The following is a 20,811-nucleotide window of genomic DNA, read 5'->3' on the forward strand; positions in this document are numbered from 1 at the left end:
ATAGGTGCCGTCCGAGCTGCCGCCGGACCAGGCGTGGCCGGCGCCGTGCAGGACCCACTGCTCCAGCTGCCCCCGTCCTGCATCGTCGGCGTAGACGCTGCGGGTGTAGTGGATTCCCCCGGCCGATTCGCCCTGACCGAGCGTTTTGCGTAAACGCGCCACCCCCGGCGATCCGGCGATGACCTGATCGGCGTTGACCGGGTTGACCGTGGTGTCGCGATCGCCGTGAAAGACGATGGTCGGGACCAATGGCGCCGTGCCGTCCGACCCTTGGTGCCGATCGCCCGAGGCGTCCGGAGACGATCCGCCCTGGCGCATCGCCGCAAGTGCCGACGGCATGTCGTCGGCGGCCCCGTAAGCCAGCCCGGAATGCACGCCGATCGCGGCATAGAGGTCCGAGTAGGTGGCCCCCATGATCGCCGCAGCGGCCCCGCCGGCGGAGAGTCCGGCGATATAGACGCGATCGGGATCGACCGCGTAGTCGCGAATGATCTCGCGGGTGATGCCCGCAATCAGCGCGGGTTCGCCGCGACCGCGTTGCTGGTTTTCGGGGCTGAACCAGCTCCAGCATTTGCTGGCGCTGGTCGACAGGGACTGCGCCGGATAGGCGACCAGGAACAGCTGCTCTTCGGCCAAGGCATTCATCCGGGTGCCGGCCGCAAAGTCGTCTGGCGACTGGGTGCATCCGTGCAGCATCACCACCAGGGGAAGCGGCTGGCCGCGGTAGCCGCTCGGGATGTAGAGCTTGTAGGCGAGGGTGCCCGCTGAAGCGGTGTAGCGATGTTCCTCGAACCGCGCCCCGTCCGGGAGCGCGACCGGCGCACGGTCGATTGGGAATCCGGTACTTCGATCGGGCAGGCGTCCCGCGAGCCGTTGCTTCATCCGGCCGAGCACGCCGCGCAAGGCTTCGGGGATCTTCGGCACGGCAACGCCGCTCAGATGCCCAGAGGCATGCTCTGCGGTGGCCGGATCGCCATCCGATCCAGGCGCAGTCCAGGCGCCCCCTGTGTGCGGGGCAGGCGGCTGCATGTCGAGTATGCTCGAGGTGCTCCCGGACGTTGTCGGTCCCGCATCGCGAACCGAGCCGGGTGCCGCAGGCGCATCGACCTGAGCGCCGCGCAGCAGGGCCATGGCGTCCTGGAGTCGGCCTTCGCGGGTGAGGCGGGTGACTTCGGCCATGTCGATCTTGGGCAAAGAGGTCATGAGTGTTGGGTCCTGGAGTCGAGAAGATCGGGGCGGGCGCGCCCTGCTGCTGTGCTGTCGGAGACGCGCTTTAAGACGATGTACACAGATATGCCCTCAACATCAAAAATCTGCGATCTCTCCCGTCAATGGAGCATCTCTGGTCACCCGCGGAATAACCGATCGGCATCAGTGCTGAGTCCATCCGGCATGTTGGCGCCCCCAACGTCAGATCGGCCGCCCCGAATACAACCGATTGATCAGATTCACCAAGGTGTAGTGTCCCGCCTGATTGACGGCCAGCTCTTCCCGAGCCTGCACCAGGTGCAACAATAGGACCAGGATCGCGCTTTCGACCAGGGCGACCAGGGTCGTGTAGAAGCTCACGCCCAAGGCGCGGGCGATCTCCCCGAGCGGTTGTGTCTCCGCGCTCGGATCGATCATCGCCAAGGCGAGCGCGATGCCGATCACGGTCCCGATGAAGCCGACGGTGGGGATCAGCCAGACCAGATAGCGCAGCAGGCTGTAGCGCAGGTCCACGCGGTGGGCCATAAGTTCCAGGCTGCTGTTGAGGACGCTGACGGTCTGATCGACCGAGCGGCTGGCCTGGAACTGGAGGATGCACAGATCGATCAGGCCCGGCAGGCAGCCGTGCTCGCCGTCGTGGCGTTGGGCCACCCGAGCGCGCAGGGGCGGAAGATCATGTGATTGCAGCACCACCTCGTAGGCTTGCGGCAGCAGGCCCTCTCCGAGCATCCCCTGCTCGCGCACCGCGATGCGCCAGCGGCAGAAGATCTCGCCGAGACCCAAGAAGGAGATCAGGTGCGTGAGATTCTGGATCGTGAAGGGATAGCGAAAGGGATACCCCGGCGGCGTGACGGCATGATGGTCGAGCCACAAGACCGCGGCCGGGCTGCCTGCGGGCAAGAGAATCGTAAGCAATGCGATGAACAGCATGCCGAGCACCATCGCGAGCGGCAGGATGACGGCTGGCCGCGGCTGCTCCCAAAGGGCTCGAGGCAGACGGGTCATCGGCCGCATTCCGAACAGGCGGCACCGGCGGGTTTGACGCACCCGCAGGCGCAGCGGATCAGACGGCGTCCCCGGGCGAGCGGTGTCGCGTCGCCGAGCGCAGGTGTTGCCGGCATGGCAGACTTCAGATGCAGCGCCTCGATGAGCGCCTTGACCTCGAAGGTCACAGCACCGAAGCGCACCCGGTCAAGCGGCGAGATCAGACTCTGATGAATCCGCCGGGTCTCCCCGTCGGACCCGACCAGGAAGGTGCCGTTGGTGCTCCGACAGTCGGTCAAGAGGAGCTTGCCGTTGTCCAGGAAGGTCAGTTCGGCATGTCGTCCGCTCACCGAGGCGTCCGCCAGCGGCAGATCGCAGTCACGCTCCCGACCGATCGAGAACCGCCGCTCGGGCGCGCTCACACCGGCTCCGGGGTCACGGCGACCGGCGGCGTAACGGGGCGGGTGGCGTCTTGCTCAGGGATCGGCGGCCCGATCTGATCTAGCCCTTGAAGGTTTGGGTGGCCGGTCCGATGAGCGCAACCCACAGAAAGCAGTAGGGATAACGGCGCCGCGTCAATCAATCCTGTCGTGCGGTATCCGCTGAGTTGTCGTCGCCCGCATAGCGGCGAATCAGGGCATCGCCATGCGCCTTGACCTTCGGAATCGCCGCGAGCAGCGCCGGAGTCAAGGCGGCGACCGCCCGAAAGATGTCCGGCATCTGGTCGCTGGCATATTCGTGGGCGATCAGGTTTCTCAGCTCTCGAATGCGTATCAGCTGGCCGGACTCCTCGAACAAACCGCGTTTTTCGGCACGTTGAACGCGGTCCAGCACGCTGTCCCGAGGCGACAACTCCAGGTCGTCGATCAGCCGCAGGACGCGCTGCACCAGCAGGTCGGCGAGCCGCGCAAAACGACTGGTCAGGGACTCCAGACGCTCGAACTCCTCGAGTGACTACACCGGCCGGTCGATCAGCTCGCGCGAGCGATCCAACGAGAACCTCAAATGGGTCGCGGCCAATTCCAGGTTGACCATTTCGTCGCGCAGCCATTGGACCTTATCTGCTTTCATAGGCGTATCCCCGTTTCGACCGCGATGCGTGCCAGTGGACGAGAGGTGTCCGGCTCGATCATCAGATCGATTTTTTGCTCGCCCAAACGCCGATGCAAGCGCGCCAAGAGGTCGAGCTTGGCCATGAAGTCGATCCGGTTCGACAGCACGAGCAGATCGATGTCGCCACCCCTGGCCTGATCGTCGACGCGGGATCCGAAAAGATAAATCTCGGCATCCGGGTCGATCGCGGTAATCGAATCCTGGATCAGTTGATGTTCGATGGGGCTCAAACGCATCGTCGGCGCCTTTTCCGGAGCATTGAGATCACTTGCGGTTTAATTGCGAGGCTGTACAAACCGGCCGAAATTTGCACCTTTGTTGGTCTGTTGTGACGAGTCCGGTTTAGACCCGGTAGAAGCCTCGATACCACTCCACGAACCGCGCCACCCCTTCGCCGACCGGGGTATCCGGGCAGTAGCCGGTGTCGCGGACCAGGTCGGTGACGTCCGCATAGGTGTCCGGGACATCGCCCGGCTGCAGGGGGAGCAGGTTGATCTGCGCCTTGCGACCCAGCGCCTCTTCGAGGAAGGCGATGTAATCCATCAGCTCGACCGGCTTGTTGTTGCCGATGTTGTAGATGCGATAGGGCCCCTGACTGGTTGCGGGATCCGGCTGTGCGCCGGACCAGGTCGGGTCCCCGGTCGGGACACGATCCAGGACACGGATGACGCCTTCTACGATGTCGTCGACGAAGGTGAAGTCGCGACGGTGTTTGCCGTAGTTAAAGACGTCGATCGGCTCGCCGGCAAGGATGGCGCGGGTGAATTTGAAGAGCGCCATGTCCGGCCGTCCCCAGGGGCCGTAGACGGTGAAGAATCGCAGACCGGTGGTCGGGATGCGGTACAGATGGCTGTAGGTGTGCGCCATCAGCTCGTTCGCCTTCTTGCTGGCGGCGTAGAGGCTCAAGGGGTGATCGACGTTGTGATGGATCGAGAAGGGCATGGCGGTGTTGGCCCCGTAGACCGAGCTGCTCGAGGCATAGACCAGATGCTCGACCTCGACATCCCGACAACCTTCCAGGATGTGCGCGAAGCCGACCAGGTTGGTGTTGACGTAGGCCATCGGGTTCTCGAGGGAGTAGCGCACCCCGGCTTGGGCCGCGAGGTGAACGACCCGATCGGGGCGGTGCAGGGCGAAGAGCTCGCGCATGCGTGCACCGTCCTCGATGTCGACGCGCTCGTCGCGGAAGCCTTCGAAGGGGAGGGTGCGTGCGAGTCGTGCCTCCTTAAGCGCCACATCGTAATAGTCGTTCAGATTGTCGATCCCGATCACCTCGTCGCCGCGGGCGAGGAGGCGCAACGAGAGGGCCGAGCCGATAAAGCCGGCGCTGCCGGTCACCATGACTTTCATGCATCTACTCCTTGGTATCGAGCGTTATTCGGCCCAGCCCAGCATCTCGCAGGCGTGGTCGCGGGTGCGCGCCGTGATCTTGGTGCCGCCGAGCATGCGGGCGATCTCGTCGACCCGCGCATCCGGTGCGAGCGTCTCGATGCGGGTGTAGGTCTGGCCGTCGAGGGTCTCCTTGCGGACCCGCAGCTGTTGGTGGGCCTGGGCGGCCACCTGGGGAAGATGGGTCACGCAGAGCACTTGGCGCGAGGTGCCGAGTCGGCGCAGCAGACGCCCGACGATCTCGGCGATCCCGCCGCCGATGCCGACATCCACCTCGTCGAACACCAGGGTCGGGACGCTTCCGCACTCGGCCGTGGCGACCTGAATGCCGAGGCTGATGCGCGAGAGCTCGCCGCCCGAGGCGACCTTCGCGAGCGGCTGCAGCGGTTGGCCCGGGTTGGCGCTGACCAGGAAGGCGATGCGCTCCAGGCCGCCCGCTCCCGCGCGCTCCGGGGGAAGTGCCTCGATCTCCACGGCGAACCGCCCGCCCGCCATGCCGAGCTGCTGCATCGCTTCCGTGACGGTCCTGTTCAGGCGCTCGGCGGCCTCGGCCCGTGCCTCGCCGAGCGCGCGCGCTTGATCGAGAAAGGCGTGCAGCGCGGCATCGCGCGAGGCGCGCAGATCGCCGAGGCGCAGATCGGCCTGCTCGAGCGTATCCAGCTCGGTCTGACGCGCGATCAAGGCAGCCGGCAGCTCGACCGGCAGGACGCGGAACTTGCGCGCCAGATCATGGATCTGTGCGATGCGGGTCTCGACCGCTTCGCGGGCGGCCGGATCGATCTCCAGGCCGTCAAGATAATGGCGCAGGCTTGCGGCGGCCTCGCCGGCATGGATCGCGGCGGTCTCCAGCAGGTCGCGGGGTTCGACCAAGGCGGGATCGATGGCGGCCAGATCGGCCAGATCCGAACCGGCCGAGCGCAGCTGATCGGCGATCGAGGGCTCGGCCTCCGACAGCACCTCGAGGATACGCGCGGCGGTCTCCTGTAGGCGCCCCAGATGGCTCAGGCGTCGCTGCTCCTGGTCGAGACCCTCGATCTCGGCGGCGCTCAATCCGAGCGCGGCCAGCTCCTCGACCTGAAAGCGCAGCAGATCGAGCCGCTCGGCCCGTTCCTGTCGCGCCGACTCCAGCGCCCCGAGCTGTTGGTCGAGTCCTCGGTACTCGCGAAAGGCCGCGGCGACCGCTGCCGCGAGGACCGCATGGCCCCCGTAGGCGTCTAAAAGATCGCGCTGGGCGTTGGCGCGGAGCAGCGATTGGTGGGCGTGCTGGCCGTGGATGTCGACCAAGAGATCGCCGAGGTCGCGCAGCTGGGCGCCGGTGGCGGGTCGGCCGTTGACGTAGGCGCGCGAGCGTCCGTCGCGCACGATCAGGCGGCGCACCAGACAGTCGCCGTCCTCGTCGAGATCCTGCTCGGCGAGCCAGGCGCGCGCACCCGGGACCGCCGCCACGTCGAACCCGGCGACCACCTCCGCGCGCTCGCACCCGGTGCGGATCATGGCGGCGTCCGCCTTATCGCCCAGGGCAAGGCCCAGCGCATCGATCATGATGGACTTGCCCGCACCGGTCTCGCCGGTGAGCGCCGTCATGCCCGACGTGAAATCAAGCTCGAGCGAGCTGACGATGGCCAGGTCTTTGACGAGGATGTGTGTCAGCATCGGGAAAGGTCCGACGACAGCTCAAGGCACTATAGGGGGCAGGTGGCCGCCCCAGCCGAGTTTCGCCCGCAGGATCTGATAATGATCGTGGCCCCGCGGATGGAGCAGATGGGCGGAATGCGGATGTCGGACCACCTCGATGGACGCGCGCGGGGGCAGCTGCAGGTCGGCCTGTCCGTCGCAGGTGACCTGCACATGGCCCTGGTCGAGTCCGCGCACCCTGACCTCGATCCGTCGATCGCCCGGGACGACCAGCGGCCGGTTGCTCAGATCGTGCGGGCAGATAGGCACCAACAGGAGCGCATCCAGGGCCGGATCCACCAGCGGGCCGCCGCCCGAGAGCGCATAGGCGGTCGATCCGGTCGGGGTGGCGATGATCAAGCCATCCGAGCGTTGGGCCGAGACGAAGACGCCGTCGATGTCCATCTCCAGCTCGATCATGCGGGCCGTGTTCCATTTGTGGATGACGACGTCGTTCAGGGCCGAGTAGCTGCGCTCGAGCCCGTCCTCGGCGATCACGCGCACCGACAACATGGCGCGGCGGTCAGATTCGTATTCGCCGGCGAGGATGGGGTCGAGCGCGGATTCGATGTCCTGCGGCGAGACATCGACCAGGAATCCGAGTCGCCCGAGGTTGATCCCCACCAGAGGGACGCCGTAGGCGGCCATCATCCGCGCGGCGTGCAGGAGGGTCCCGTCCCCGCCCACGACGACGACCAGATCGCATCCTGCGCCGAGCTCGGCGACCGGGACCGCGGCCCCGACCTCCGCACCGAGCAGATGGGCACTCTCGGCATCGAGTCGCACCTGGATGCGCCGCGAACGCAGATAGGCGCCGAGGCGACGCAATGTGCCGACCACCTTTTCCGGGTCGCCTTGCTTCGCGATGATGCCGACGGTGTTGAATTGCGGCATGAGGTCTGTTGGAGGCTGGGATCCGGAAGGGCTTTCGACCGCTAAAGCTAGCATGGGCGAGGGATGACGCCAATAGGCGCGCCGAGCAGCCTTGACAGGCTTGGCCCGAATCCCTAAATTGCGGTGTTAGCACTCTATCGAGGTGAGTGCTAAATCGCGCCCGGTCGGTTCGAACGCGCTCAAACGACGTCGCTCGCCGCGGTCGGAATCCATAATCATCGCCGGTTTCATGGCAGACGCACCTTGTCAATCGAGACACGTACTACCGAGGGTCAGGTCAGCGATCGTGCGCTCCATTTCCTGAAGGCGCTCGTGGAGCGTTACATCCGGGAGGGTCAGCCGGTCGGCTCGCGGACCTTGGCGAAAGACACCGGGTTGGATCTGAGTCCGGCCACGGTTCGCAACGTCATGGCGGATCTGGAGGACCTGGGCCTCGTGGTTTCGCCGCACACCTCCGCGGGACGGGTTCCGACGGTTGCGGGGTATCGGCTGTTCGTCGACACGCTGCTGACCGTGCGTCCGCCGTCCGAGGACGATATCGCCAGTCTGCGGACCCGTTTCGATTCGCGCTCCGACGCCAAATCGCTCGTCGAGACGGCCTCCACACTCTTGTCGGGCATCACGCACCTGGCCGGTGTCGTCATGCTGCCGCGTCACGAGCGCAATGTGTTTCGCCAAATCGAGCTGTTACCCTTGTCGGGGACACGGGTGCTGGCGATCCTCGTGACCAGCGAGGGCGAGGTGCACAACCGCATCATTGCGACGGAGCGCCGCTTCAGCGCCTCGCAATTGGAGCAGGCGTCGAACTATCTGAACGAGATCTTTACCGGCCAAGACATCAAGGACGTGCGCAAGCGCCTCGTCGAAGATCTCAAGAGCACGCATCGCAATATGGATCAGCTCATGATGCGTGCGGTGATGCTGGCTCACGAGGTCGTCGAGTCGGCCGAGCGCAAGGACGACTGCTTTATCGCCGGCCAGACCAATCTCATGGAGTTCGGCGAGCTGGCCAGCATGGAGCGGCTCAGACAGCTGTTCGAAGCCTTCAACGAAAAGCGCGAGATTCTGCACATCCTCGACCGTTGCATTGCAGCGGACGGGGTTCAGATCTTTATCGGCGAGGAGTCGGGTTATTCCCTGCTCGACGACTGCAGCGTCGTGACCCAGACCTACCGTGTAGACGACGAGGTCGTCGGAGTGCTGGGCGTGATCGGCCCGACGCGCATGGACTATCAGCGCGTCATACCGATCGTGGACGTCACCGCTCGACTGCTGGCGGCGGCGCTCCGACAATAGTTTTAGTTTTGGGGTCGGTTGTACGGCCGAGACGCTGAAATCGAGGCGCGGCGCGACGGCGGACCGGGATACGGGAGAGCGTAATGAGTACGGAATCAGCAAAACAGAACGAAGCGACCGAGGCGGCGGAGGAGGAGGCCCTTCTGGAGGATGCCTCGGCGTCCCGTCCGGTCGACGCCGAAGGCGATCGTGCGAGCGCTGCGCAGCCGCCGACGTCCGAGGAGCTCCAGGCGGGGCTAGCCGCCGCGCGCGCGGAGGCGGAATCGCTGCGCGATCAGGCGCTGCGGGTGCGTGCCGAGATGGAAAACCTCCGGCGGCGCCATGCCGTCGAGTTGGAGAAGGCCCACAAGTACGCACTGGACAGCTTCGTACGCGAGCTCCTGCAGGTGCGCGACAGCCTCGAGCTCGGACACGACGCCGCGCTGGCTGAAGGGGCGGATATCGCCAAACTGCGCGAAGGCACGGAGCTGACCCTGAAGCTGCTCGGCGATGTGATGGATCGCTTCGGCGTGGCCCCCGTGGACCCGATCGAGCAACCCTTCGACCCGGAGTTTCATCAAGCGATGACGATGCAGCCGCGCTCGGATCTGCCGCCGAACACCGTGGTGGCGGTCATGCAAAAAGGCTACACGCTCAACGGGCGCTTGGTGCGCCCGGCGCTGGTCATGGTCTCTCAGCAGGCATCCTGATATCGGCTTGAACGACCGGGGATTTTCCCCAACCTCCGAGGCAACTTAGAGGCCGTTCAGCCACACAAGACACATTTTTGGAGAATATGCTCATGGGAAAAATCATCGGTATCGATCTCGGGACGACCAACTCCTGCGTCGCCGTGATGGAAGGCGACAATGTGAAGGTGATCGAGAACGCCGAAGGCGATCGCACCACGCCGTCGATCGTCGCCTACACGGGTGACGGGGAGGTGCTGGTCGGACAGTCCGCCAAACGCCAATCGGTCACCAACCCGGCTAATACATTGTTCGCGATCAAGCGTTTGATCGGACGGCGTTACGAGGACAGCGTCGTCAGCAAAGACAAGGACATGGTCGCCTACAAGATCGTCAAGGCCGACAACGGCGACGCCTGGGTCGAGGTCAACGGCAAGAAGATGGCCCCGCCCGAGATCTCCGCGAAGGTCCTTCAGAAGATGAAGAAGACCGCCGAGGACTATCTGGGCCACGCGGTGACCGAGGCCGTCATCACGGTCCCGGCCTACTTCAACGACTCGCAGCGCCAGGCGACCAAGGACGCGGGCCGGATCGCCGGTCTCGAGGTCAAGCGCATCATCAACGAGCCGACCGCGGCGGCGCTCGCCTACGGGATGGACAAGAAGCGGGGTGATCAGAAGATCGCGGTCTACGATCTGGGCGGCGGCACCTTCGACGTCTCCATCATCGAGATCGCCGAGATCGAGGGCGAGCATCAGTTCGAGGTGCTCTCGACCAACGGGGACACCTTCCTCGGCGGCGAAGACTTCGACATGCGCATCATCGACTTCCTGGTGGCCGAGTTCAAAAAGAGCCAGGCGGTGGATCTGCGCAACGACCCGCTGGCCCTGCAGCGCCTGAAGGAGGCCGCCGAGAAGGCCAAGATCGAGCTCTCCACGAGCCAGCAGACCGACATCAATCTGCCCTACATCACGGCGGATCAGACCGGGCCGAAGCATCTCAACGTCAAGCTCACGCGCGCCAAGCTCGAGTCGCTGGTCGAGGAGCTGGTCGATCGCACCATCGAGCCCTGCCGGATCGCGTTGAAGGATGCGGGTCTCACGGCGGGCGAGGTCGACGAGGTGATCCTGGTCGGCGGCCAGACCCGCATGCCCAAGGTCCAGGCCAAGGTCGAGGAGTTCTTCGGCAAGACGCCGCGCCGCGACGTGAACCCGGACGAGGCCGTCGCCATCGGTGCGGCCATCCAGGGCGGTGTCCTCGGCGGCCAGGTCAAGGACGTGCTGCTGCTCGACGTCACCCCGCTCTCGCTCGGCATCGAGACCCTCGGCGGCGTCATGACCAAGCTGATCGAGAAGAACACCACCATTCCGACCTCGGCCCAGCAGGTCTTCTCGACCGCCGACGACAATCAGAACGCGGTGACCGTGCATGTCCTGCAGGGCGAGCGCGAGCGGGCGATCCACAATAAGTCGCTGGGTCGGTTCGATCTCAGCGACATCCCGTCTGCACCGCGCGGCGTGCCGCAGATCGAGGTCAAGTTCGACATCGACGCCAACGGTATCCTCAACGTCTCGGCCAAAGACAAGGCGACCGGCAAGGAGCAGTCGATCATCATCAAGGCGTCTTCCGGGCTGTCGGACGCCGAGATCGCGCAGATGGTCAAGGATGCCGAGGCACATGCCGAGGAAGACCGCCAGTTCCACGCGCTGGTGGCCGCGCGCAACCATGCCGATACGATGATTCATTCGGCGCGCAAGTCCATGGAGCAGCTCGGCGAGAAGATGGAGTCCGGCGAGAAGGACTCGATCGAGTCCGCGATCAAGGAGCTCGAGGAGGTCATGAAGGGCGAGGACAAGGACCGTATCGAGGCGCTGACCAAGACGCTCGGCGACGCCTCCGCGAAGATGGCGGAGCGGCTCTATGCGCAGAGCAGTGCCGGTCCCGGCGCCGGCCCGACCGGTGCCGGCGAGCCCGAGGGTTCGGCCGGTCCGGCACGCGACGACGTGGTCGACGCCGAGTTCGAAGAGGTCAAAGACGACAAGAAGTAAATCGGGCGGCCGGACAGCTCGAAACGACCCTTCATGCGGGCCTTGATAGGGGCCCTCCATGCAGCCGCGTGGTTTCGAACGGAAGGTCTGCTCTGTCACCGGTCACGCTGCAGCGCCCTCGACGCGGTATCGACGCGTCGAGGGCGCAGGCGCTGTTGCCGAGTCGGCTCGGCTTTGCATGAATCGGCCGAACTCCATCGCTGGCGTGGTCTGAAATCGTTATGGTTTTTCGATCGAAACCGCGTCATGTACAACGACCTCTCGGTCCTCGAGAGGCCGTCCCCGGGACACCATCGGTTACGACTCTGGACGCGGTTTAGGATTCAATGGCAAAACGCGATTATTACGAGGTCTTGGGCGTCGCGCGCAACGCAAGCGAGGCCGATCTCAAAAAGGCATTCCGTCGCCTGGCGATGAAGTATCACCCGGATCGCAACACGGGGGATGCGGATACCGAGGCGAAGTTCAAAGAGGCCAAGCTGGCCTACGATGTCCTGAGCGATCCGAAAAAACGCTCGGCCTACGATCAGTTCGGCCATGCCGGGGTGGATGCCGGCGCGGGCGGATTCGGTGGTCCGGGCGGAGACGGCGGGGCCTTCTCCGATATCTTCGGGGACGTCTTCGGGGACATCTTCGGCGGGCGCTCGGGCGCTCGGCGCACCCAGCGCGGTGTGGATCTGCGCTACGACCTGTCGCTCAGTCTCGAGGACGCAGTCAGCGGCAAGGAGGTCAAGTTCCGCATCCCGGTTCAGGTGGACTGTCAGTTCTGCGGCGGCACCGGGGCCAAACCGGGTACCAAGCCCAAGACCTGCACGACCTGCGGGGGAAGTGGTCAGGTGCGGATGCAGCAGGGCTTCTTCTCCATCCAGCAGACGTGTCCGACCTGTCGCGGGACGGGCAGCATGATCGAGGAGGCCTGTAGCCATTGTCGGGGTCGCGGACGCATTCAAGAGGAGAAGACCCTTTCGGTGCGGGTGCCTGCCGGCGTGGACACCGGCGACCGGATCCGTCTTGCCGGTGAAGGCGAGCGCGGCGAGCACGGGGGGCCGCCCGGCGATCTCTATGTGCAGATCCAGGTCAAGGCGCACCCGATCTTCACCCGCGAGGAAAGTCATCTGCACTGCGAGGTGCCGATCGGTTTCGTGACCGCCGCGCTCGGCGGCGAGCTCGAGGTCCCGACGCTCGACGGCAAGGTGATGCTCAAGATCCCGGCCGGCACCCAGACGGGCAAGATGTTTCGCGTGCGCGGCAAGGGCGTCAAACCGGTGCGCGGCGGCGTGATCGGCGATCTCATCTGTCGCGTGACGGTCGAGACGCCGGTGAATCTCACCGAACGTCAGAAGGACCTGCTGCGGGAGTTCGAGGCCAGCATGCAGGAGGGTGGATCGCGGCACAGCCCGCAGTCGCATTCTTGGCTCGACAGCGTGAAGAGCTTTATCGACAAGATCGGGCTCTAAACCGCGTCCGGCACTCTCTTGACCATTCGAGTCTGGTGTCGGTCGTTTGCCCGTCGATCGGGCTTGGAGTCGACGCGGTTTAGGATTTTTTCTGGGCCATGTGCCGAGTCGGCACGGGTGGCCTCGGTGAACTGACGTTATTTCCGGGCAAGGATCTACAAGCGTGTAGGTGCGAATTTATTCGCATTAGGTCTTCCGGTCATGCGCAGTCGGGATGCCTGTTCTCGGAAATCGCCTGACAGCGGCAAGCGGGCAGTCATTCTGGTCGATTGCTGTTTCCGCGATCAGGCACGACTTTTTCAGGAGCTACGATGCAAAAGATCAAGATCGCCGTGGCAGGGGCGGGCGGGCGTATGGGCCGCACGCTGGTGCAGGCGGTGAACGAGACCGAAGGACTTGTGTTGGGCTCGGCCACCGAGCGGGCGGGGAGCTCGTTGCTCGGGGCCGATGCCGGCGAGCTTGCGGGGGTCGGGCGTCTGGACGTGGCGGTAACGACTGATCTGGCGGGGTTCTTGAACGACTTCGACGTCCTGATCGACTTTACCTCGCCCGCGGCGACGCTCGCGCATCTCGAGATCTGCCGTGCCGCCGGCAAATGCATGGTGATCGGAACGACGGGGCTCGATGCAGCGCAACGCGATACGATCGCCGCGGCTGCTCGGGAGATCGGCATCGTCTTTGCGCCCAACATGAGCGTCGGCGTGAATCTCTGCTTCAAGCTGCTGGACATCGCCGCGCGGGTGCTCGGCGACGAGGTCGATATCGAGATCATCGAGGCGCACCACCGTCACAAGGTCGACGCGCCATCAGGGACCGCATTGCACATGGGCGAGGTGATCGCCTCGGCCTTGGGCCGGGATCTCGACGAGGTGGCCGTCTACGGGCGCGAAGGGCAGACCGGGCCGCGCGAGCGTCGCACGATTGGCTTCGAGACCATCCGGGCCGGGGACATCGTCGGCGAGCACAGCGTCTGGTTCGTCGCCGACGGCGAGCGGGTCGAGATCGCCCATAAGGCATCGAGCCGTATGAACTTCGCGCGTGGAGCCGTTCGGGCCGCGGGCTGGATCCCCGGGCGTGGAGCCGGGCTGTTCGACATGCAGGACGTCCTCGGGCTGCGGGGGGCCTGAGTCCTTCCGCTTCGGAGGCTTGTCCGATGCATCTCGACGCACGAACCCGCGCGACAATAGGGCGATGGCCAGCCGCACTCGCCATCGTCATCGCAGCGGTCATGCTGGCGGGGCCGCTCCGCGCAGCGGCCCCGCAGGACATTGCCCGCGCTTCGACCGCCGAGGGGTCCGCGCAATCCGTCGCCGCCGAGACCCCGAATTACGGCAGTCAGGTCCAAGCCATCTTCGACCGCCGCTGCATTGCCTGTCACGGCTGTTTGGGCTCGCCCTGCAACGTCAAGCTGGACTCCTTCCGCGGGGTCGAGCGCGGCGGCTTCGGCGAGAATCCCTACTCGACGCGTCTGACTGCCGATCCGCGCACGGATATGGACGCCGCGCAGACCACGGCCGAATGGCGCGAGCGCGGCTTCTATCCCATCCTGGCGCGCACCGAGTCGGCGCAGACCAATCTCGACGACTCGATCCTCTTTCGGATGATCGACGCCGGCATGCGCAACAACGGCCCCAGCTTCTCGCGCGCATCCGTGGATCCGTTTCGGCTGCAACGCTTCGCGGCGACGTGCCCCTCGACCGCCGATGCGCTTGCGGCCAGGCTGCAGGAGCACCCCGGCCTGGGGATGCCCTTCGGCCTGTCGGCGCTTGCCGAGGATGACTTCGCGATCCTGCGCGACTGGGTCGCGCAGGGCTCGCCCGGCCCGACTGCAGCGGAGGAGGCCCGAGCGCAAAAGGTCGGCAACCCGACGGCCGTCGCCGCCTGGGAGGCCTTCTTCAACGGCTCGGATCCCCGCCAAGCGCTGGTCAGTCGCTTCATCTTCGAGCATGTCTTCCTCGCCACCATCGTCCTGGAAGACAGTCCGGGAGAACGCTTCCGCTTGGTGCGCTCCCGAAACTCGCCGCCGCAAGTGGTGGAGGACGGTCAAGGCGGTCGCCGGGTCGAGTCGACGCCCATCGATCTCATCTCCACCGCACTGCCGTACGGCGATCCCGGCGTGGAGCGGGTCTGGTACAGGCTGGAGAAACTAACCGCGGCGCCGGTGCAGAAGAGTCTCTTTGTCTGGCGTCTTGCCCCGGACGACATCGCGCGCCTGAGCTATCTTTTCCTGTCGCCCGACTGGGCCGCCGATGCGGATCTGGATCCGCCTTGGGACATCGGCAATCCCTTTCGTGTCTTCGCGGCGATCCCGGCCGAGGCGCGCTACCGCTTTCTGCTCGAGAACGCCGAGGTCATCATCGGCGGGATCACCTACGGGCCCGTCTGCAACGGCCAGATCGCGACCTATGCGGTCAAGGATCAGTTCTGGGTCTTCTTCCTGGACCCGGCGCACGATGTCTCGGTGCGGGATCCGAGCCTGGGTCTCGACGGCTGGGACCTCTTCATGGATCGCTCGCTCGTCGGCAACGCCGAGTACCTGGAGGCCTACGCCAAGACCCGGGCGCGGCTCGACCCGGACGGCTGGTCGCTCGACGCGATCTGGGACGGCGACGGCGAGAACCGCAACGCCTGGCTGACCATACTGCGCCACGAGACCAACGTTTCTGTGCTCCAGGGTGCGCAGGGAGGCGTGCCGCAGACCTTCTGGTTGATGGGCTACAGTGGCCTCGAGCGCCTCTACTACGACACCGTGGCCAGCTTCGAATACTGGGCTGGCGACGGACAGAAGCTCGAGACCTTGCTCTTCTTCAACATGCTGCGTCAGGAGTTCGAGGACGGTTTCCTCGGGCTGCTGCCGCGCGAGGAGCGCGAGCGGATCCGCCATCAATGGACGCGCGGCATCGGCTCCGTGGCACTGAGCCTGATCCCGTTCGAGACCGCGGACCAGCCGACCCGGGCCGAGGTCCGCGGGCCGGATCCGCTGCTCGACCTGGTCGAGCAGATCGCCCTCCGCCTCGGGCCGCGCATCAGCGGTCTTCCGGATCGACTGAATCCGCGGGTCAAGCCCGAGCGCGCCGTCGATGCCCCGATCAAGGACTTCGAGGACTGGGAGGCGGCCTTCTCGATGCTGACGGCGGTTCAGGGCCAGCGCTTCGTGCCCGAGATGCCGAGTGTCCTGGTGCTGCGACTGAATCGTGCGGAGGGTCCGCCGCAGGATCGGCATCGGGTCTATTCGTTGGTGGCGAATCGGGTCTACAAGTCCCAGTACACCCTGATGTTCCAGAACGGTCAGGCGCTTCCGGACGAGGACACGCTGAGCCTCTACCCGACCTTGGTCAATGGCTTCCCGAATCTCTTCATCGATCTGGACCTAGCCGATGCGAGCCGTTTTCTCGCCGATCTGCGCGCCGTCCAGAGCAAAGACGACTGGAATGGGTTCGCCTCGCGCTATGGGATCCTGCGCGACAGCGCGCGCTTCTGGCCCTTCTACGATTGGATCAACCGCTGGAATGTCGAGAACCGCGGCGATGCCGCCGGTTGGCTCGACCTGAGCTACTACGACGCGCCCGAGACCTGAGGTGGGGGCGAAGCGCACCCGGGTCGGTCGGGCCTCTGGTGTGCCGAGAGGCGTGCCCCAACATTTCTGTCATGCAAAGACAAAGTCGTAAACAAGCCTTTCGCCAAGCCTCCTCGACCCTCGACTGGCTTGTTCCCCTGAAACATTGCCGGGGCCAACGTCGCCCGAGTCTCCGGGCATCCGTTCTCGCGATTTCACCGCTGCGCGAATCTTTGCGACGGCATCGCCTGCTGGTCGTGTCCTTTGCTCTGTTGACGGTCGCCGGTTGCGCCACGGCTCCCGAGACCGGCCGACGCCAGGTCCTGCTGATCGATAGCGCACAAGAGGCCCAACTGGGTCTCCAATCGTTTCAGAAGATCAAGCGGGACACGCCCGTCTCGCAAGATCGCCAAGCCAATGCCCAGCTCCAGTCCGTCGGCAGGCGCATCGCGAGCGTCGTGAACATCCCGAATGCGGACTGGGAGTTCGTGCTGTTCGAGTCGGACGAGCCCAATGCCTTCGCGCTGCCCGGCGGCAAGATCGGCGTCAACACCGGCATCCTGCCGATCACGCAGACCGAGGCCGGACTGGCCACCGTCATCGCACACGAGATCGCGCATGTCACCGCACGCCACGGGGCGGAACGCATGTCTCAGGACCTGCTCGTGCAGGTGGGCGGAACCGCGCTGACCGCAGCACTCGGCAGCCAATCGTCGGTCACCCGTGATCTGGCCATGCAGGCCTACGGCATCGGCACGGAGGTCGGCGTGATGCTTCCCTATTCACGCACCCAGGAGCTCGAGGCCGACCGTGTCGGGCTGCTCTATATGGCGCGAGCCGGCTTCGACCCGACCGAAGCGGTCGGATTCTGGGAGCGCTTTCAGGCCGAGAATCGGGGCAGCGGAACCGGGGTCCCGGCGTTTCTGAGCACGCATCCGCTCGACGATGCGCGAATCGCACAGATCCAGCGGTTCCTCCCGCAGGCGATCGCCGAATATGAAGCGGCACGGCGTTGATGCGGTCATGAAGCCGCTTTTGATCCTCGTCAGCCTTTTGGCTCTGCTTGCGGGTCTTGTCTCGCTGTGGACCCTCGGCTCCCGGAGGCCTGACTCCACGCCGGGGCCTTCTGTGGAGGCGCTACTCGATCTCGATCTTGGCGCCGAGGGTTTTGCCGAGGTTGTCGCGGACAGGCCATTGCGCTTCCCGGCGGATCATGGCGCTCATCCGGAATTTCGCGGAGAGCTTTGGAATCTGTTCGGACAGCTGACCGACACGCAGGGCAGACGGTACGACTTCCAATTCGCCCTGACACGTGTGGCGCTGGCTGCGAATCCGCCCACCCGCGCATCCGAGTGGGCGACCAACGTGATCTATCGTGGCCGACTCACACTCATCCGGTCGGGCGAGCCCGGGGCGCGATCGGCCGAGCGTTTGACACGCGCCGCCCCGGGCCTCGCCGGATCCGGCTCGCAGCCCATCGCGGTCTGGGTCGAGGATTGGTCTCTGTCGCACCCCGACGGCGAACCGGAGCGGCCGCGAATGCGTCTGGTGGCGGGCGGAGCCGAGCCGGCGCTCGTCTTGGATCTGAATGCGGGCAAGCCACCCATCCCGTTTGCCGATTTGGGGCTGTTGGGCGGGGATGTCGGCGGGCTTGGATTTCAGGCCTATCTGCTCCCGCGCATGGTGGTCTCCGGCACCCTGACACTGGACGGCGAGACCCGGTCAGTGGAGGGGCCGGTCTGGTTCGATCATGCCTGGGGGACGCTTCCGACCGGCGGGGGGCAGGTCGGTTTGAACCGGTTCGCGATCCAGCTCGACCGGGATCGCGAGCTGGTGTGTCTGCAACTGCGTCGCGAAGACGGCACGGGGACACCAATCCCCGCCTGTGCCTTGATCCTTGCCGACGGGCGGGTACAAAGCTTCCGGCGCCGCGAGATCCAGCTTGAGCCGTCCGAGTGGTGGCTCAGTCCCCGCACCGGCGCACGCTACCCGGTGTCCTGGCGGTTGAGCATCCCGATCCTGGATCTGGAGCTTGAGCTCGTCCGGCTCGCCCGGGATCAAGAGGCCGAGGACGCGGTCCGAGTCTGGAGCGGTGCCGTGCAGGCCGTGGGTCGTCTGGGCGGGGACACCATCGCCGGGCACGGGCGGATCGAGACCACGGCCGAGGCGGTCGCGCCATCGGGAACTTGATCTCGCAGGCTTTTCAATCCAACCGGATCATCACGGCCGGGTCACCACAACCGGATCATCATGCGTCTCGACATCCGTTTTCCGTTGCTTCACGTCTCGCTGATCCTGCTCACGCTGTCTTTGATCAGCTGCGATCGAGGTCCGACCGAAAAGGACGGCGTCTACAAGGCCGAGGTGGGGGAGATTCCGGCATCGCCCCAGCGTTCGGGCGATCCCGACAAGGGTTACGACGCGCTCCTCAACCGCTCGGCGGTCACCTGTGGTTTGCCTTATGGGGCGTATCTCAAGACCCGGGGTGCGGCGACGGACGCGGGTCCGCAGTTTCCGGGCCGGACCGGCCGCAACGCCGAGCTTCCGTACATGCTGACCTCCCATGTGGCGACTTCCGGTGTCGAGGTCGTGACCTCGAACTGTCTGGCCTGCCATGCGTCGACCTTCAACGGCGAGCTGGTGATGGGCCTGGGGAACGAGTTTCTCGATCTGACCGTCGACCCATTGATCGGGATCGAGGCAGCCGCCGCATTGGTCGAGGACGGAGCCGAGACGACTGAGTGGCGGCGTTGGGCCGATCGGGTCGGCGCCATCGCCGACTACATGATGACGGACACCGTCGGCGTGAACTCCGCGAACAACCTCACCCTGGCCTTGATGGCGCACCGCGACCCGGAGACGCTTGCCTGGTCCGACACCCCGCTGATCGAGCCGCCGCCGCAGACGCCGCTCCCGGTGAGCGTTCCGCCTTGGTGGAACGTGGGCAAAAAGCACGCGATGTTCTACAACGGCGAAGGGCGCGGCGATCACGTCCGCTACATGATCCTCGCCTCGACCACCTGCACCGATACGGTGGAGGAGGCCGCCGAGATCGACGCCTGGTTCGTCGATGTACGTGCCTATCTGGCGGGCCTGCAGCCGCCCGAGTACCCCTTCGCCGTCGATCGGGCGCTCGCCGAGCAAGGTGCTGCGGTCTTCGAGAAGACCTGCAAGGAGTGTCACGGGACCTACGGCGCGGAGCCGAACTATCCGAACCGGGTCATCGCGCTGGGCAAGGTCAAGACGGATCCCGAGGTCGCCCGCAAGGGTTTCAGCGATGCGGACCGCTTCCTGAAGTGGTTCGGAAGCTCCTTCTACGGCGAGCTGTCGCAGGCCGCGCCGGCGCTCGGCTATGTCGCACCGCCGCTCGACGGGGTCTGGGCGACCGCGCCCTATCTGCACAACGGCTCGGTGCCGACGATTGCAGCCCTGCTCGACAGCCGAACGCGACCGACCTTCTGGCGGTTCGACCGGGAAGGCGAGGACCGGCCGGTCTATGATGAGGTCGGCCTCGGTTGGGCCTATCGGGCGTTGGACCACGGCAAGGCCGGCGCCATGAGCTGGGAGGAGCGAAATCACATCTACGACACCGGCCTTCCCGGCTACGGCAATCAGGGCCACACCTTCGGCGACGATCTGACCGGCCCCGAGAGGGTGGCCCTGCTCGAATATCTCAAGACCCTTTAAACCGCGTCCCGGCCAAGGGTTGTGGATGCACCAAACGTCGAGCCCACTCGAAACCGAGCATCTCGCCCCGGACGCGGTTTAGGCCATCGAAACACCTTCAATACATCATAAAAGAGGACAACACAGATGATTCGAACGACAAGCATCCCGGTGATCCTGGTTGGCGCACTCCTGACCGCCCCGTTGCCGGTCCTTGCCGGCGACGACGAGCATGACCTCGGACTCGTGAGTTGGATGGGGCGCCTTCAGTACTATACACACAAGCTCGGTCTCTCCGTCGATGCCGGAAACAAGCCTCTTGTCGCCTACTACATCCACGAGGTCGAAGAGGTCATCGAGAAGATCGAAGACATCGACGATGCCGACGGCGTGCCCATCGGTAAACTCGTCAAAGAGATCCTCGTGCCGAGCTTCGAGAGCCTCGAGGCAGCCTTCGAGTCGGGCGACGAGGCGCGTGTCGGTGCCGACTACAATGGTCTACTCGGCGCCTGCAACCAGTGCCACGAGAAAGCCAACCGCCCCTATCTCATCGTCGAGCGGCGGCACGACAATCCCTACATGCAACGCTTCAAAGCGAGCAGGGCGGCGGTTGAGTCTGCCTCCGAGTGATCGGCAGCCCGTTGCCGTATTCGGCTTCGGGTTGAGGTGCTGCGGTGCAGGAAGGGGAGGTCGGATGCGGGTCGAGCGGATCGCCGATCAGAGAGAGGATCAAAAAGGACTTGCGCTTTCGGTCTCCCACCTGTAACCTTGTGGTCTCAGTTGCGGGGTGGAGCAGTCAGGCAGCTCGTCGGGCTCATAACCCGAAGGTCGTAGGTTCAAATCCTGCCCCCGCTACC

General features: G+C 65.2%; 18 protein-coding genes and 1 tRNA gene. 11 read left to right on the forward strand and 8 right to left on the reverse strand.

Annotated features, from left to right (window positions below):
* The 8 genes from VLR48_RS18085 to VLR48_RS18120 all read right to left on the reverse strand — a co-directional run.
* Positions 1 to 1,203 (reverse strand): PHB depolymerase family esterase (locus tag VLR48_RS18085; protein ID WP_325293126.1); only part of this gene is annotated, 1,203 nt, incomplete at its 3' end.
* Positions 1,204 to 1,410: 207 nt separating this feature from the next.
* A complete protein-coding gene (locus tag VLR48_RS18090) occupies positions 1,411 to 2,214 on the reverse strand; it encodes a MotA/TolQ/ExbB proton channel family protein (RefSeq protein WP_325293127.1) in 804 nt (267 codons plus the stop codon).
* Positions 2,211 to 2,615 carry an FHA domain-containing protein gene (locus tag VLR48_RS18095; RefSeq protein WP_325293128.1) on the reverse strand — a complete coding sequence of 135 codons (405 nt, stop codon included), beginning with the start codon at positions 2,613 to 2,615 and terminating at the stop codon, positions 2,211 to 2,213. Before VLR48_RS18095 ends, VLR48_RS18090 begins: the two co-directional genes overlap by 4 nt.
* Positions 2,616 to 2,772: 157 nt before the next feature.
* Positions 2,773 to 3,081, reverse strand: coding sequence for a hypothetical protein (locus VLR48_RS18100; RefSeq protein ID WP_325293129.1), 309 nt, complete (start codon positions 3,079 to 3,081; stop codon positions 2,773 to 2,775).
* Positions 3,082 to 3,260: 179 nt separating this feature from the next.
* Entirely contained in the window at positions 3,261 to 3,542 is a 282-nt protein-coding gene (locus VLR48_RS18105; RefSeq protein WP_325293130.1) for a nucleotidyltransferase domain-containing protein, read from the reverse strand.
* Between the two features lie 106 nt (positions 3,543 to 3,648).
* Positions 3,649 to 4,656, reverse strand: coding sequence for an NAD-dependent epimerase (locus tag VLR48_RS18110; RefSeq protein ID WP_325293131.1), 1,008 nt, complete (start codon positions 4,654 to 4,656; stop codon positions 3,649 to 3,651).
* A 24-nt stretch (positions 4,657 to 4,680) separates the two neighbouring features.
* Positions 4,681 to 6,348, reverse strand: a complete 1,668-nt coding sequence (gene recN, locus VLR48_RS18115; protein ID WP_325293132.1) for a DNA repair protein RecN — start codon at positions 6,346 to 6,348, stop codon at positions 4,681 to 4,683.
* A 21-nt stretch (positions 6,349 to 6,369) separates the two neighbouring features.
* A complete protein-coding gene (locus VLR48_RS18120) occupies positions 6,370 to 7,263 on the reverse strand; it encodes an NAD(+) kinase (RefSeq protein ID WP_325293133.1) in 894 nt (297 codons plus the stop codon).
* A gap of 243 nt (positions 7,264 to 7,506) precedes the next feature.
* Here VLR48_RS18120 and hrcA point away from each other — a divergent pair, with 243 nt between their 5' ends.
* The 11 genes from hrcA (at position 7,507) to VLR48_RS18175 (ending at position 20,809) form a co-directional block, all read left to right on the forward strand.
* A complete protein-coding gene (gene hrcA, locus VLR48_RS18125; protein WP_325293134.1) occupies positions 7,507 to 8,559 on the forward strand; it encodes a heat-inducible transcriptional repressor HrcA in 1,053 nt (350 codons plus the stop codon).
* An 83-nt stretch (positions 8,560 to 8,642) separates the two neighbouring features.
* Positions 8,643 to 9,248: a nucleotide exchange factor GrpE gene (gene grpE, locus VLR48_RS18130; protein WP_325293135.1), complete on the forward strand. Its 606-nt coding sequence runs from the start codon at positions 8,643 to 8,645 to the stop codon at positions 9,246 to 9,248.
* A 92-nt stretch (positions 9,249 to 9,340) separates the two neighbouring features.
* Positions 9,341 to 11,275, forward strand: a complete 1,935-nt coding sequence (gene dnaK / locus VLR48_RS18135; protein ID WP_325293136.1) for a molecular chaperone DnaK — start codon at positions 9,341 to 9,343, stop codon at positions 11,273 to 11,275.
* Between the two features lie 326 nt (positions 11,276 to 11,601).
* On the forward strand, positions 11,602 to 12,732 hold the full coding sequence (dnaJ, locus tag VLR48_RS18140) for a molecular chaperone DnaJ (RefSeq protein WP_325293137.1): 1,131 nt from the start codon (positions 11,602 to 11,604) through the stop codon (positions 12,730 to 12,732).
* A gap of 311 nt (positions 12,733 to 13,043) precedes the next feature.
* The gene (dapB, locus tag VLR48_RS18145; protein ID WP_325293138.1) at positions 13,044 to 13,859 is read left to right on the forward strand and encodes a 4-hydroxy-tetrahydrodipicolinate reductase; all 816 of its coding nucleotides are present in this window, start codon (positions 13,044 to 13,046) and stop codon (positions 13,857 to 13,859) included.
* 26 nt (positions 13,860 to 13,885) lie between these two features.
* Positions 13,886 to 16,309, forward strand: coding sequence for a fatty acid cis/trans isomerase (locus VLR48_RS18150; protein ID WP_325293139.1), 2,424 nt, complete (start codon positions 13,886 to 13,888; stop codon positions 16,307 to 16,309).
* Positions 16,310 to 16,545: 236 nt separating this feature from the next.
* A complete protein-coding gene (locus tag VLR48_RS18155; protein WP_325293140.1) occupies positions 16,546 to 17,304 on the forward strand; it encodes a M48 family metallopeptidase in 759 nt (252 codons plus the stop codon).
* Positions 17,305 to 17,416: 112 nt separating this feature from the next.
* On the forward strand, positions 17,417 to 18,478 hold the full coding sequence (locus tag VLR48_RS18160) for a lipocalin-like domain-containing protein (protein WP_325293141.1): 1,062 nt from the start codon (positions 17,417 to 17,419) through the stop codon (positions 18,476 to 18,478).
* Between the two features lie 60 nt (positions 18,479 to 18,538).
* Positions 18,539 to 19,975 (forward strand): hypothetical protein, encoded by a 1,437-nt coding sequence (locus tag VLR48_RS18165; RefSeq protein ID WP_325293142.1) that lies wholly within the window; start codon positions 18,539 to 18,541, stop codon positions 19,973 to 19,975.
* Between the two features lie 126 nt (positions 19,976 to 20,101).
* Positions 20,102 to 20,584, forward strand: coding sequence for a hypothetical protein (locus VLR48_RS18170; protein WP_325293143.1), 483 nt, complete (start codon positions 20,102 to 20,104; stop codon positions 20,582 to 20,584).
* 151 nt (positions 20,585 to 20,735) lie between these two features.
* Positions 20,736 to 20,809, forward strand: a tRNA-Met gene (locus tag VLR48_RS18175).
* Positions 20,810 to 20,811 lie beyond the last annotated feature (2 nt).

This window comes from Thiocapsa sp., assembly GCF_035467215.1.
In the GTDB taxonomy this organism is placed as follows: Bacteria; Pseudomonadota; Gammaproteobacteria; order Chromatiales; family Chromatiaceae; genus Thiocapsa.

Excerpts from the sequence above, each read along its gene's own strand:
- VLR48_RS18090 (WP_325293127.1), bottom strand. The coding sequence starts at position 2,214 with ATGACCCGTCTGCCTCGAGCCCTTTGGGAGCAGCCGCGGCCAGCCGTC.
- VLR48_RS18105 (WP_325293130.1), bottom strand. The coding sequence starts at position 3,542 with ATGCGTTTGAGCCCCATCGAACATCAACTGATCCAGGATTCGATTACC.
- VLR48_RS18110 (WP_325293131.1), bottom strand. The coding sequence starts at position 4,656 with ATGAAAGTCATGGTGACCGGCAGCGCCGGCTTTATCGGCTCGGCCCTC.
- recN (WP_325293132.1), bottom strand. The coding sequence starts at position 6,348 with ATGCTGACACACATCCTCGTCAAAGACCTGGCCATCGTCAGCTCGCTC.
- VLR48_RS18120 (WP_325293133.1), bottom strand. The coding sequence starts at position 7,263 with ATGCCGCAATTCAACACCGTCGGCATCATCGCGAAGCAAGGCGACCCG.
- grpE (WP_325293135.1), top strand. The coding sequence starts at position 8,643 with ATGAGTACGGAATCAGCAAAACAGAACGAAGCGACCGAGGCGGCGGAG.
- dnaK (WP_325293136.1), top strand. The coding sequence starts at position 9,341 with ATGGGAAAAATCATCGGTATCGATCTCGGGACGACCAACTCCTGCGTC.
- dnaJ (WP_325293137.1), top strand. The coding sequence starts at position 11,602 with ATGGCAAAACGCGATTATTACGAGGTCTTGGGCGTCGCGCGCAACGCA.
- dapB (WP_325293138.1), top strand. The coding sequence starts at position 13,044 with ATGCAAAAGATCAAGATCGCCGTGGCAGGGGCGGGCGGGCGTATGGGC.
- VLR48_RS18150 (WP_325293139.1), top strand. The coding sequence starts at position 13,886 with ATGCATCTCGACGCACGAACCCGCGCGACAATAGGGCGATGGCCAGCC.
- VLR48_RS18165 (WP_325293142.1), top strand. The coding sequence starts at position 18,539 with ATGCGTCTCGACATCCGTTTTCCGTTGCTTCACGTCTCGCTGATCCTG.
- VLR48_RS18170 (WP_325293143.1), top strand. The coding sequence starts at position 20,102 with ATGATTCGAACGACAAGCATCCCGGTGATCCTGGTTGGCGCACTCCTG.